Below are 12,725 nucleotides of genomic sequence, written 5' to 3' on the forward strand. Positions count from 1 at the left end.
GGCTAGCCTGCCGGCATGGTCGTCCGCCGTGGTCTCAGATCCTTTTTCATCACGCTCGCGCTCTATCTCGTATCGAGTGGAGCGGTCGGCTACTTCATGTTCCATGCCCAGCATGGCTCGCGCGGGCTCGAGGCCCGCGGCGGCCTGCAGGAATCGCTGCGGGTCATGGAGGATGAGCTCAAGGAGCTCACCACCGAGCGCAAGAGCTGGGAGCAACGCCTCGCCCTGATGCGCGACGAAGCCGTCGATCGCGATCTGCTGGAAGAGCGCGCGCGCGCGTCGCTCGGCCGGATCCATCGGAACGATGTCATCATCATGGGGCGCTGAGGAGCGGGAAAAGCCGCAGAATAGTTCCGGTTACATCGATTAACTGAATTCCAGTTAATACATGAAATCTTAGAAATATCAGCGACATAACTCATGCTGCATTGCGAGATACCTCCCTCGCCAAGGGGTATGTGATCCTCTACAACCAAGGTCGAATGATCTTGGAGGATCGCCGATGGCCGTTGCCGCGCGCAAGACGAAAGCTCCCGCTCAAGCCAAAACCGCGACCAAGGGCGCGGCAAAGGCCAGTTCAGCCAAGACAACTGCGGAGAAGGGGGCGGCCAAAGCGTTGAGCAACATGCCCGCCTTCACAAGGGAAGAAGACCTTCACGCCTATTACGAGATGCTGCTGATCCGCCGCTTCGAGGAGAAGGCCGGGCAGATGTACGGCATGGGCCTGATCGGTGGCTTCTGCCACCTCTATATCGGCCAGGAAGCCGTCGTCATCGGCATGCAGATGGCCTCGAAGGACGGCGATCAGGTCATCACCGGCTATCGCGATCACGGTCACATGCTTGCGACCGGAATGGAATCACGCGGCGTGATGGCCGAGCTGACCGGGCGCCGCGGAGGCTACTCCAAGGGCAAGGGCGGCTCGATGCACATGTTCTCCCGCGAGAAGAACTTCTACGGCGGGCACGGCATCGTCGGCGCGCAGGTATCGCTCGGTGCAGGCCTCGGTTTCGCCAACTGGTACCGGGAGGACGGCCGGGTCTCGATGACCTATTTCGGCGACGGCGCGGCCAATCAGGGCCAGGTCTATGAAAGCTTCAACATGGCCCAGCTCTGGAAGCTGCCGGTCGTGTTCGTGATCGAGAACAACCGCTACGCCATGGGCACTTCGGTCAACCGCGCTTCGGCGCAGACCGATTTCTCCAAGCGCGGCCTGTCCTTCTCCATTCCCGGCGAGCAGGTCGACGGCATGGATGTCCGCGCCGTGCGCGCTGCCGGCGAGCGTGCCATCGCGCATGCCCGCTCGGGCAAGGGTCCCTACATTCTCGAGATGCAGACCTATCGCTATCGCGGTCACTCGATGTCTGATCCGGCAAAGTACCGCTCCAAGGACGAAGTCCAGCGGATGCGCGAGGAGCATGATCCGATCGAGCAGGTGAGGGGGCGCCTCACCCGCGATTTCAAGATCGCCGAAGACGAGCTCAAGGCGATCGACGCCAAGATCCGCGAGATCGTCAACGACGCGGCCGAATTCGCAACGCATGATCCGGAGCCCGATGTCTCGGAGCTCTTCACCGATATTACGCTGGAGCACGCCCGGGCCTGAGGCCCGGACCGCGCCTAAGTCTCTGCCGGCCTTGCCGGCATCTCCTGATCCCGCGTCCTTTCAAATTCCGGGTGTGTTCATGCCGATTGATATCCTTATGCCCGCGCTTTCGCCCACCATGGAGGAGGGCAAGCTCGCCAAATGGCTCAAGGCCGAGGGGGATGCCATCAAGGCAGGCGACATCCTGGCCGAGATCGAAACCGACAAGGCGACCATGGAAGTCGAAGCGGTCGACGAAGGCATCCTTGCCAAGATCCTGGTTGCCGACGGCACCGAGAACGTCGCGGTCAATACGCCGATCGGCGTGATCGCAGCCGATGGTGAGGATGTGAAGGCGGCAGCCTCAGGCGGCGCCAAGCCGGCGGCGGTTGCCGAGAAGCCGGCCGAGCCCGAGGCCAAGGCGGAGAAGGCCTCGGCCGAAGCGCCTGCGGCCGCCGCCACGCCGAGCGTACCTGCTCAGGCGAAGTCCTATGACGCGTCGAGCGAGTTCCCCGCGGGTGCGGAGGTCGTCACCATGACGGTCCGCGAGGCGCTGCGCGATGCCATGGCTGAGGAGATGCGTCGGGATGGCGATGTCTTCGTCATGGGCGAAKAGGTCGCCGAGTATCAGGGCGCCTACAAGGTCACGCAGGGCCTGCTCCAGGAATTCGGCCCCAAGCGCGTCATCGACACCCCGATCACCGAGCACGGCTTCGCCGGTATCGGCGTTGGTGCGGCGCTGACCGGCCTGAGGCCGATCGTCGAGTTCATGACCTTCAATTTCGCCATGCAGGCGATCGACCAGATCATCAACTCGGCGGCCAAGACGCTCTACATGTCCGGCGGCCAGATGGGCTGCCCGATCGTCTTCCGCGGACCCAACGGTGCTGCCGCCCGCGTCGCCGCCCAGCACAGCCATGACTACGCCGCCTGGTACTCGAATGTGCCCGGCCTCAAGGTGGTGATGCCTTACAGCGCCTCGGACGCGAAGGGCCTGCTGAAGAGCGCGATCCGCGATCCGAACCCGATCATCTTCCTTGAGAACGAGATTCTCTACGGGCGTACCTTCGAGGTTCCGAAGGGCGACGACTTCCTGATCCCGATCGGCAAGGCCAAGGTCGTGCGTCCGGGCACGGATGTCACCATCGTCTCCTTCGGCATCGGCATGACCTATGCGCTCGGCGCCGCCGAAGCCCTGGCCAAGGAAGGCATCGAGGCCGAAGTCATCGACCTGCGCACCATCCGGCCGATGGATATCGAGACGGTCATTGCCTCCGTGCAGAAGACCAACCGCTGCGTCGCAGTCGAGGAAGGCTTCCCGCAGTCCGGCGTCACCGCCGAAATCGGCATGCGCATCATGGAAGCGGCCTTCGATTATCTCGACGCGCCGGTCGCCCGCGTCACCGGCAAGGACGTGCCGATGCCGTATGCGCATAATCTCGAGAAGCTCGCCCTGCCGAATGTCGGCGAGGTCATCGCGGCGGCGAAGGCCGTCTGCTACAGGGCCTGATGCCGTGGCGCTGACCGTCCCTGCCATGATCGCAGCGGTCGGCCTCGCAGCTGCCGGGGCCTCTGGAGCGGTCGCGTATTTCAAACCTCGGGAGCGGCTTCGGCCGCGCCCGCTGGCTCCGCCGCATCTAGCGGGCGCCCGCCTGCGCCTGCACCGCCTCGATCTCTGCGCCTACCTGCTGGCGGCGGGCGGCGTGCTGACGCTGATCCCGGAGGCAGTCCAGACCTTCGCTCCCGAGCTGATGTTCGGGAGGACGCTGGCCGGCACCGCCCTGGAACATCTCGACTATATCGCCTTCGTTTTCGTGTCCCTCAGCTTCGGCATGGGCCTGACACGCCGCCTGCTGCTCATCCAATTGGAAAAAGCGAGCCTCCAGCCATGCCCGTAAACATCCTGATGCCCGCTCTCTCGCCGACCATGGAGAAGGGCAATCTCGCCAAGTGGCTCAAGAAGGAAGGAGACGCCATCAAGTCCGGCGACATCCTTGCCGAGATCGAGACCGACAAGGCGACGATGGAGGTCGAAGCCGTCGACGAGGGCATCCTGGCCAAGATCGTGGTGCCGGAAGGCACGGCCGATGTCGCGGTCAACGAAATCATCGGCGTGATCGCCGGCGAGGGCGAGGACGCCAAGAGCGTATCGGCCCCCAGCACCGCGCCCGCCAAGAGCGAGACTGCGCCGAAGGTCGAGGCCAAGGCAGCAGCGGCAGCTCCCGCAGCTGCCCCGGTTGTGGCTGGGCAGCCCGCTGCGCATGCTGCCGACGGCAGCCGCCCCTTCGCCTCTCCGCTGGCGCGTCGCCTCGCCAGGGATGCCGGGCTCGATCTTGCAAAGGTCCAGGGCTCGGGCCCGCACGGACGGATCGTCGAGCGCGATATCGAGACGGCGAAGGCCGGCGGCGCCGCCAAGGCCGCGCCGGCAGCCGCTCCTGCGGCAGCCACGCCCAAGCCGGCGGGTGCCCCGCTCGCGGCCGGCCCCTCCGACGAGGCGGTCAAGAAGCTGTTCGAGCCAGGCTCCTATGAGGAGATTCCGCATGACGGCATGCGCAAGACCATCGCGCGCCGCCTGACCGAAGCGAAGCAGACGATCCCGCATTTCTACGTGACGGTCGATTGTGAGCTCGACGCGCTGCTGAAGCTGCGCGCAGAACTCAATGCTGCGGCACCCGAGAAGGACGGCAAGCCGGCTTACAAGCTTTCGGTCAACGACATGGTGATCAAGGCTCTCGCCCTGGCGCTGCGCGCCGTGCCGGATGCCAATGTCAGCTGGACCGACGGTGCCATGCTCAAGCACAAGCATGCCGATGTCGGCGTCGCGGTATCGATCCCGGGCGGCCTGATTACGCCGATCATCCGCGACGCCTGCCACAAGCCGCTGAGCCAGATCTCGAACGAGATGAAGGACATGGCGGCGCGTGCCAAGACCCGCAAGCTCAAGCCCGAGGAATACCAGGGCGGCACGTCGGCGGTCTCCAATCTCGGCATGTTCGGCGTCAAGGATTTCGCCGCGGTGATCAACCCGCCGCATGCGACGATCCTTGCGGTCGGCGCCGGTGAGCAGCGCGCCGTGGTCAAGAACGGTGCGCTGGCGATTGCGACCATCATGTCGGTGACGCTCTCGACCGACCACCGCGCGGTCGATGGCGCGCTCGGGGCGGAACTGCTGCAGGCCTTCAAAGGCTATGTGGAGAAGCCGATAGCGATGCTGGTGTGATGGGCGTTTAGACGTCGCAAGAGTCGGATTGGCCTGCACGACGATCGGTTGAGGGGACAAATGGGCGCAAGCCACAGAGACAGGCGGTTGGGAAGGTATTCGCTGATCGCCTCAGTTCTTCCCCTGTTGCTTACTGCCTGTCAGACCCCTCATTCGGCAGCGACCTCGCCAGCGAAAGAGGTCAACGCGAGCCATCCGCCTGTGGTTGAGTTCGGACCAGCGGTCGCGCGCGAATATCGCAGGCCGAGGGCACTGTTCGCGCCGCGGCCCGTGCTGACCCAAGCGGACTACACCTCGCGCAACACGCAACCCAAGGCAGCCTCGGGAACGGCAGCGTTCCCCCGAGCCTATGCCGCCCCGGAGGTGAGCGCGTCGTTCTTCGCCGACAGAACGATCGTTAGCCATAGCCCTCAGCACGGCACTCAGGTCGAGTATATCGCACCAAACGGCACGACCTTTCTTTGGTATCCCGGAAACGATGTGATCCTGCGCGGGACCTTCAACGTGCTTTGGGAAAACGCCTCGGCTGAGATCGACGATCCTCAGGAAGGGCGTTACCGCGGCCAGATCAACCTCAACTATGTCTGCTTCCGCTATGCTGCGAATTCCTACAATCCCGTGACGGGGCATCGCGGTAGCGGGTTTGAATGCGGCAGCTACGCGAAACAGCGTGAAGCATTGAGGGAGACCCGCAAGGGCGACGTCTTTGGCCTCGCCGCGCGCACCAAGGCCCCATTCCTGCTTGGGCGGGAGCCACAATCCATCGCTGCCTTGCAGAAGCTGGGGGCAGCGAAACAGCAATGGTAGCCGATCGAGCTTGGCGTCTGCACCGCGCGGCGCGACGGGTTTCGATTTAGAACAAGGGTTAGGGACATGTCCGACTACGACGTCATCATCATCGGCTCCGGCCCCGGCGGTTACATCGCAGCGATCCGCTCGGCGCAGCTTGGCTTCAAGACGGCGATCGTCGAGCGCGAACACCTTGCCGGCATCTGCTCGAACTGGGGCTGCATCCCGACCAAGGCCTTGCTGCGCTCGGCCGAGATTCTGCATTACGGCCAGCATGCCAAGGACTATGGGCTGACGCTCGAGGGCTCCTTCAAGGCCGATCTTGCMGCCATCGTTCAACGCTCGCGCGGCATCGCCGCCCGCATGAACAATGGCGTCCAGTTCCTGATGAAGAAGAACAAGGTCGACGTCATCTGGGGCGAGGCCAAGCTGACCAAGCCCGGCACGATCGTGGTCGGCAAGACGGCGAAGCCTGCCATGCAGCCGCAGGTTCCACCGCCGAAGAATGCCAAGGGCGAGGGCAGCTACACCGCCGACCACATCATTGTCGCGACGGGCGCACGCCCGCGTGCTCTTCCCGGTCTCGAGCCGGATGGCAAGCTGATCTGGACCTATTTCGAGGCGATGGTCCCGCAGAAGATGCCGAAATCGCTGCTGGTGATGGGCTCGGGCGCGATCGGTATCGAGTTCGCCTCATTCTACCGCACCATGGGCGTCGAGGTGACGGTGGTCGAGGTGCTGCCGCAGGTCGTGCCGGTCGAGGATGCCGAGATCGGCGCCTTCGCCCGCAAGGCCTTCGAGAAGCATGGCATGAAGATCATCACCAGCGCCAAGGTGACCAAGGTCGAGAAATCGGCGGATTCGATCACGGCCCATATCGAGGACGACAAGGGCGCCAAGCAGACGATTCAAGCCGATCGCATGATCTCCGCCGTCGGCGTCGTTGCCAATGTCGAGAATCTCGGTCTGGAAACGCTCGGGGTGAAGACCGATCGCGGCTTCATCGCCATCGACGAGTTCTGCCGGACCAATGTGAAGGGCATCTACGCGATCGGCGACGTCGCGGGGCCGCCGATGCTGGCGCATAAGGCCGAGCACGAGGCAGTGATCTGCGTCGAGGCGATCAAGGGCCTTCATCCGCACCCGATGGACAAGAACATGATCCCGGGCTGCACCTATTGCCACCCGCAGATCGCCAGCGTCGGCCTGACCGAGGCCAAGGCCAAGGCGGCAGGGCACGAGCTCAAGGTCGGCCGGTTCAACTTCGTTGCCAACGGCAAGGCGGTCGCGCTCGGCGAGGATAGCGGCCTGGTCAAGACGATCTTCGATGCCAAGACCGGCAAGCTGCTCGGCGCGCATATGGTCGGGGCGGAAGTGACCGAGCTGATCCAGGGCTTCGTCGTCGCCATGAACCTCGAGACGACCGAGGAAGAGCTGATGCACACCATCTTCCCGCATCCGACGCTGTCGGAGACGATGAAGGAAAGCGTGCTCGACGCCTATGGGAAGGTGCTGAACGCGTAGAGATGCTGAACCGGGCGCCCTCCGCGCCAGGTTCCGTGATGGCAGACTGACACACGAGAGCTGGAGACCACCATGGATCTGCGTTCGATTATCGTCGCCATCATCATCGGTCTCGTCGCCGGCTGGCTCGCCAGTATCGTCGTCGGTGGTGGTGGGCTTGTCCGCTACATCATCACCGGCCTGATCGGCGCCTTCGTCGGCAGCTTTCTGCTCTCGGCGATTGGCGTGAATCTCGGCATCGGCAACCCGCTGGTCTCGCAGATCATCACGGCGACGATCGGCGCCATCGTCGTGGTGCTGCTGGCGCGTCTGATCGCCTGACATTTCCCGGTCTGGAAACTCGCGCTGTGCGAGGGCATATCCCAGCGATGACGACACGCCCGCGCACGCGCAAATCCCGTGGTCACGACCGCGTCATCCCCGATGACAAGGTCGAGGTCCTGCCTCCTGGTCGCGGCCTGCCATTGGATTGGCGGGCGCTCGCGCCGACGATCCTGCTCGGGACCGTGACGGGCTTCGTCGCCAGCCTCGTGGTGGGCGGTGGCGGGCTGATCCGTCACGCCGTTGTCGGAGTGCTCGGCATGCTGGTCGGGCAGGGGCTGGTGCGGATCACCGGCTGGCGGGTGCGGACCGGACACGCCTTTCTCGACGAGGCGGCAATGGCGGTGCTCGGCGCGATCCTCGTGGTGCTGCTGGCCAGGTTCATCGCATGACGACCGGTGCAGGCCGTCCCCGGCCTGTCCGACGGATTCATCCTGCAGGCTGACGAAAGGGACGACGGATCATGGATAGCCCCATCTACGCCGCACTCGGCACGCCCGGCTACGGCTTCTTCGCGACACTGCTGATCGGCCTGCTCGCCGGCTGGATCGCGGAGCGCATCACGTCGTCCGATCACGGCCTCTTCACCAACATGCTGGTGGGCGTGGCAGGCTCCTTCGTCGGCAGCCGCCTGGCCGAGCTGCTCGACATCCCGATCCACGGCTTCCCTCGCACCCTGGTCGCGGCCATCGCGGGCGCCTGCGTGGTGATCGTGATCTGGAACGCGTTGCGGAAACCTGCAGCCTGACGCGACCTCCGGTCAGGTTGCCGCCGKGCCTGATGCAGATTAGCTAGAGCAAATTGGCGCCTCTTGCAGGCGCCGGGTGACTGGAAACGACATGGCTCTCGTTCTCGATCTTCTGAACCGCGACCCGCGGCCCAATGTCGGCAATCCCAAGGCGGATGCCAAACCTGCGGCCGAGTTGCGCCATCCCGAGAAGCAGAAGCGCCCGGAGAATCCCGTCCTTCGCAAGCCGGACTGGATCAGGGTGAAGGCGCCCGGCTCACCGAAATGGGCAGAAACGCAGAAGATCGTGAAGGAGAACAAGCTCGTCACGGTCTGCGAAGAAGCGGGCTGCCCGAATATCGGCGAGTGCTGGGAGAAGAAGCACGCCACCTTCATGATCATGGGTGACACCTGCACGCGGGCCTGCGCCTTCTGCAACGTCAAGACAGGCGTGCCCCAGCCGCTCGACCAGGAGGAGCCGCGCAAGGTCGCCGAAGCCGTGGCCAAGCTCGGCCTCGAGCATGTCGTCATCACCTCGGTCGACCGCGATGATCTCGATGACGGTGGTGCGGAGCATTTCGCCCGCGTGATCCGCGCGATCCGCGAGGCTTCGCCCGGCACGACGATCGAAATCCTGACGCCGGATTTCCTGCGCAAGCCCGGCGCGCTCGAAGTGGTGGTCGCGGCCAAGCCGGACGTGTTCAACCACAATCTCGAAACGGTGCCCGGCAAGTACCTGAAGGTGCGCCCCGGCGCGCGCTACTTCCATTCGCTGCACCTGCTGCAGCGTGTGAAGGAACTCGACCCCACCATCTTCACCAAGTCCGGCATCATGGTCGGTCTCGGCGAGGAGCGGAACGAGATCCTTCAGCTGATGGACGACCTGCGCTCGGCCGACGTCGATTTCATGACCATCGGCCAGTACCTCGCGCCCTCGCGCAAACATCACGCGGTGATCCGCTTCGTCACGCCCGACGAATTCAAGGGTTTCGAGGCGATCGCCTATGTGAAGGGCTTCCTGATGGTGTCCTCGACGCCGCTGACGCGGTCCTCGCATCACGCGGGTGAGGATTTCGCGCGGTTGAGGGACGCCCGCGCAGCCAAGCTCGGCGGTTGAGCGCGTAGCATCTCATGCCGATGTTCAACAGCACCCGCCGGGTGAAGCACTCGCCGGAGCGGATGTTCGCGCTCGTGGCGGATGTCGAGAAATACCCCCAGTTCCTGCCGCTTTGCGAAGGCTTGGTGGTACGACGCCGGACGCCGCGCGAAGGCGGCGGCGAGGTGCTGATGGCCGACATGACGGTCGGCTACAAGGCGATCCGCGAGACCTTCACCAGTCGCGTCACGCTTGATCCTGCCAACCTGAAGATCCTTGTCGAGTATGTCGACGGCCCGTTCCGGCATCTCGAGAACCGCTGGAGCTTCAAGGCGATGGAAGGAGGCTGCGAGATCGCCTTCTTCATCTCCTATGAGTTCGCCAGCCGCATGCTCAGCCTGCTGATGGGTACGATGTTCGACAAGGCCTTTCGCAAGTTCGCCGAGGCTTTCGAGAGGCGGGCCGACCTGGTCTATGGCCGTGCCCGGACCACGGTCACCGATGGCTCAGCGCCGCCTGCTTGAGCATCTCGAGCGCCTCGATGACCGAGAGGCGGCGGATTTCGTCTCTCCCCTGATCGCCGAAGCGCTTTTCCCGATGCGTGGTCAACGCGGTTGACGCGCAGCCGAAATGGACGAGCCCGACGGGTTTGGCGGCGCTGCCTCCGCCCGGCCCGGCAACGCCGGTGACCGCKACGGAGAGATCGGCCTTGAGCACCGCGCGGCCGCCCTCCGCCATGGCGCGGGCAACCGGCTCGCTGACCGCACCGTAGCTGTCGATCAGCGTCGCACTCACGCCTGCCAATGCAGTCTTGGCGGCGTTCGAATAGGTCACCAGCCCGCCATTGACGACGTCCGACGAGCCCGGGATTGCGGTCAGTGCGCCCGAGACGAGCCCACCTGTGCAGGACTCGACCGTCGCGACGCTCAGTCCACGATCACGGCAGATCGTCAGAACGTCGATGGCCAGTGCGGTGATCTCGGAATCGAACATGGTGGTTGCCCCTACTCGTCGTTGGGCAGGCGCAGCGTGGCTGTTGCCAAGGCCGCCAGCCCTTCGCCGCGACCGGTAAAGCCCATGCGTTCCGATGTCGTCGCCTTGAGCCCAACCTGGTCAAGCCGCACACCCGTGACTTCGGCGATCCGCGCCCGAATCTGCTCGCGATAGGGGCCGACCTTCGGTGCCTCGCAAACGATGCTGAGATCGAGATGGTCGATCACGCCGCCGCGCCCGCTGACGCGCTCGGCGGCAAATGCGAGAAAGCGGTCGGATGAGGCCCCGCGCCATTGCGGATCGCTCGGCGGGAAATGCGTGCCGATATCGCCATCCGCCAGCGCCCCGAGAATGGCATCGGTCAAGGCGTGCAACGCAACGTCGCCGTCGGAATGGGCTCGCACACCGCGCGAGTGCGGAATGCGGACACCACCGAGCCAGACATGATCGCCATCGGTGAAGGCGTGGACATCATAGCCGGTACCGACCCGGGTGGTCAGCTGCCTGCGGAGCCTCTCTTCCGCCAGCACAAAATCCTCGGGATGCGTCAGCTTCACGTTCATGGCCTCTCCAGGGAAGGTCGTGACCGCATGGCCCGCCCATTCGATCAGGGCGGCATCGTCGGTGAGACCGGTGACAGCTGCGGCAGCTGCCGCCTCATGGGCTGCCAGCAACGAGCGGAAGGCAAAGGCCTGGGGCGTCTGCACGCTGACGAGCTGGTCGCGGGGCGGTGTCTCGATGATCTGTCCCTTGCCGTCCACACGCTTGATCGTGTCGGTGACCGGCAGGGCAGGGATAGAAGCCGAACCGCTCTGCGCGGCTTCGATTGCGCGCTCGATCAAGTTTCGGGACGCGAACGGTCTGGCTGCATCATGGACCAGCACGGTTCCATCGAATCCTGATGCTGCCAATGCCCGCAGGCCAAGTCGCACCGAGTCCTGCCGGGTCGCGCCCCCCGTGACCGGGCCGAGCAGCTTGCCGGACGAGAAGCCTGCGACAGCATCGGCATAGCAGGCCTCATCACCGGTCCCGATGACGACCACGACATGGGATATTGCCCGCTCAGCCAGCAATGGAAGCAGGGTTCGCCGCAGGACTGGCAGGCCGGCGAGAAGGCGATATTGCTTTGGCAAGTCTCCGCCGGCACGCAGGCCGCGCCCCGCCGCAACGACGAGGGCCGCCACCGACGGAAGACTTGTCACTGTTTCGGACGACACGGCAAGGCTCCAGCTAGAGCCCGGTTGATAGTCGCCGGTTATGCAATCGCCAAGTGCGGCGCGAAGCGCTGCGACCATCCGTTCCGGGCTGCGTCGATATTGCATTGCAGCATTGGTTCGAAATCCCTTGCGCTGATGCAGCAATGTCCAATAAATAGCCACAATGGATATTGCCTCAAAATCGGGCGACGAACTCTCCGGCATTGCCGGGGTTGCGATCGCCTCCCGAGCCTTTCTGGCGCCGATGTCGGGCGTCACCGACGTCGTGATGCGTCGCATCGCTGCGCGATTCGGTGCGGGGCTCGTCGTCTCAGAAATGGTCGCATCCGACGAATTCGTGCGCGGCAGCGAAGAGGCCCGGTTGCGCGCCGAGGGGGCAGGGGTCTTCCCGCATGTCGTCCAGCTTGCCGGCTGCGATCCGCACTGGCTCGGAGAGGCTGCCCGGCTGGCCGAAGCAACCGGGGCGCAGATCGTCGACATCAATATGGGCTGCCCCGCCAAGCGCGTGACGGGCGGCTGGGCCGGTTCGGCGCTGATGCGCGATCTCGACCATGCGCTTTCGCTTGTCGAGGCGGCGGTCAGTTCCGTGAACATTCCGGTGACGGTGAAAATGCGGCTCGGCTGGGATGACGCGTCCCGCAACGCGCCCGAGCTGGCGCACCGCGCCATATCCGCCGGCGCCGCGATGATCACGGTCCATGGCCGCACCCGGCAGCAATTCTACAAGGGCGTCGCCGACTGGCGTGCGATTCAGGCCGTGCGCGAAACCGGTGATTTCCCGCTCGTTGCCAATGGCGACATTCATGGCGTCGCCGATGCCGAGGCATGCCTTGAGCGCTCGGGCGCGAATTTCGTCATGGTCGGACGCGCGGCTCTGGGGCGGCCCTGGCTTGTCGGCGCGGTGGGCGACGCACTCGCCGGACGCCAGGTGACGGAGTTGAGCGCAGCACAGAAGCATGCGGTCGCGCAGGAACACTACGAGGGCCTGCTGTCCCTGCTCGGCCGCGAGCAGGGCGTGCGTCATGCCCGGAAGCATCTGGCCGCCTATGCCGATGAGGCGGTCGCAACCGGCTGCGCCCCCGACCCCGAACAACGTCGCGCGCTCTTGACCACGGATGATCCTCATCAGGCCCTGCGCGCGCTGGCTGCCTTGTTTTCCACTGAATGCAGCCGCGAGGCAGCCTGAGCGAGGACGATTGCGTATGGCGATGGCGTTTGCCGACGAGGTTGGCGATGAGCGGGATCTGACCTTG

The 12,725-nt window shown here is 64.6% G+C and carries 15 protein-coding genes; 13 read left to right on the plus strand and 2 right to left on the minus strand.

Annotated features, from left to right (window positions below; genetic code table 11):
• The first annotated feature begins 15 nt into the window (after window positions 1–15).
• From AC1DIO_RS22190 to AC1DIO_RS22245, 12 genes are all read left to right on the plus strand, one after another.
• Window positions 16–327, plus strand: coding sequence for an FtsB family cell division protein (locus tag AC1DIO_RS22190; RefSeq protein ID WP_113512615.1), 312 nt, complete (start codon window positions 16–18; stop codon window positions 325–327).
• A gap of 298 nt (window positions 328–625) precedes the next feature.
• A complete protein-coding gene (gene pdhA, locus AC1DIO_RS22195; RefSeq protein WP_244523678.1) occupies window positions 626–1,606 on the plus strand; it encodes a pyruvate dehydrogenase (acetyl-transferring) E1 component subunit alpha in 981 nt (326 codons plus the stop codon).
• A 79-nt stretch (window positions 1,607–1,685) separates the two neighbouring features.
• The gene (locus tag AC1DIO_RS22200) at window positions 1,686–3,095 is read left to right on the plus strand and encodes a pyruvate dehydrogenase complex E1 component subunit beta (protein ID WP_476854085.1); all 1,410 of its coding nucleotides are present in this window, start codon (window positions 1,686–1,688) and stop codon (window positions 3,093–3,095) included.
• A gap of 4 nt (window positions 3,096–3,099) precedes the next feature.
• Window positions 3,100–3,483: a hypothetical protein gene (locus AC1DIO_RS22205; RefSeq protein WP_113512609.1), complete on the plus strand. Its 384-nt coding sequence runs from the start codon at window positions 3,100–3,102 to the stop codon at window positions 3,481–3,483.
• A complete protein-coding gene (locus AC1DIO_RS22210) occupies window positions 3,474–4,805 on the plus strand; it encodes a pyruvate dehydrogenase complex dihydrolipoamide acetyltransferase (RefSeq protein WP_476776552.1) in 1,332 nt (443 codons plus the stop codon). The genes AC1DIO_RS22205 and AC1DIO_RS22210 overlap by 10 nt, the downstream gene beginning before the upstream one ends.
• A 60-nt stretch (window positions 4,806–4,865) precedes the next feature.
• Window positions 4,866–5,612 carry a YqhG/Tai3 family protein gene (locus AC1DIO_RS22215; RefSeq protein WP_476776551.1) on the plus strand — a complete coding sequence of 249 codons (747 nt, stop codon included), beginning with the start codon at window positions 4,866–4,868 and terminating at the stop codon, window positions 5,610–5,612.
• 66 nt (window positions 5,613–5,678) lie between these two features.
• Window positions 5,679–7,118 carry a dihydrolipoyl dehydrogenase gene (gene lpdA / locus AC1DIO_RS22220; RefSeq protein WP_476776550.1) on the plus strand — a complete coding sequence of 480 codons (1,440 nt, stop codon included), beginning with the start codon at window positions 5,679–5,681 and terminating at the stop codon, window positions 7,116–7,118.
• A 72-nt stretch (window positions 7,119–7,190) separates the two neighbouring features.
• Complete coding sequence (locus tag AC1DIO_RS22225; protein WP_441491637.1) at window positions 7,191–7,439, plus strand: GlsB/YeaQ/YmgE family stress response membrane protein; 249 nt, start codon at window positions 7,191–7,193, stop codon at window positions 7,437–7,439.
• A 47-nt stretch (window positions 7,440–7,486) separates the two neighbouring features.
• Entirely contained in the window at window positions 7,487–7,831 is a 345-nt protein-coding gene (locus AC1DIO_RS22230; protein ID WP_441491636.1) for a GlsB/YeaQ/YmgE family stress response membrane protein, read from the plus strand.
• A gap of 71 nt (window positions 7,832–7,902) precedes the next feature.
• Window positions 7,903–8,187 carry a GlsB/YeaQ/YmgE family stress response membrane protein gene (locus AC1DIO_RS22235; RefSeq protein WP_069880860.1) on the plus strand — a complete coding sequence of 95 codons (285 nt, stop codon included), beginning with the start codon at window positions 7,903–7,905 and terminating at the stop codon, window positions 8,185–8,187.
• Between the two features lie 91 nt (window positions 8,188–8,278).
• Window positions 8,279–9,283 (plus strand): lipoyl synthase, encoded by a 1,005-nt coding sequence (lipA, locus tag AC1DIO_RS22240; protein ID WP_476854086.1) that lies wholly within the window; start codon window positions 8,279–8,281, stop codon window positions 9,281–9,283.
• 14 nt (window positions 9,284–9,297) lie between these two features.
• Window positions 9,298–9,786, plus strand: coding sequence for a type II toxin-antitoxin system RatA family toxin (locus AC1DIO_RS22245; protein WP_476776549.1), 489 nt, complete (start codon window positions 9,298–9,300; stop codon window positions 9,784–9,786).
• On the opposite strand, the gene AC1DIO_RS22250 is transcribed toward AC1DIO_RS22245, so the two are convergent.
• Entirely contained in the window at window positions 9,758–10,255 is a 498-nt protein-coding gene (locus AC1DIO_RS22250; protein ID WP_441491633.1) for a CinA family protein, read from the minus strand. The genes AC1DIO_RS22245 and AC1DIO_RS22250 overlap by 29 nt on opposite strands.
• An 11-nt stretch (window positions 10,256–10,266) precedes the next feature.
• Entirely contained in the window at window positions 10,267–11,472 is a 1,206-nt protein-coding gene (locus AC1DIO_RS22255; RefSeq protein WP_476776548.1) for a bifunctional 2-C-methyl-D-erythritol 4-phosphate cytidylyltransferase/2-C-methyl-D-erythritol 2,4-cyclodiphosphate synthase, read from the minus strand.
• Window positions 11,473–11,635: 163 nt separating this feature from the next.
• Here AC1DIO_RS22255 and dusB point away from each other — a divergent pair, with 163 nt between their 5' ends.
• Window positions 11,636–12,658 (plus strand): tRNA dihydrouridine synthase DusB, encoded by a 1,023-nt coding sequence (dusB, locus tag AC1DIO_RS22260; protein ID WP_476776547.1) that lies wholly within the window; start codon window positions 11,636–11,638, stop codon window positions 12,656–12,658.
• Window positions 12,659–12,725 lie beyond the last annotated feature (67 nt).

It is taken from the genome of Allobosea sp. 05T439, assembly GCF_056396005.1.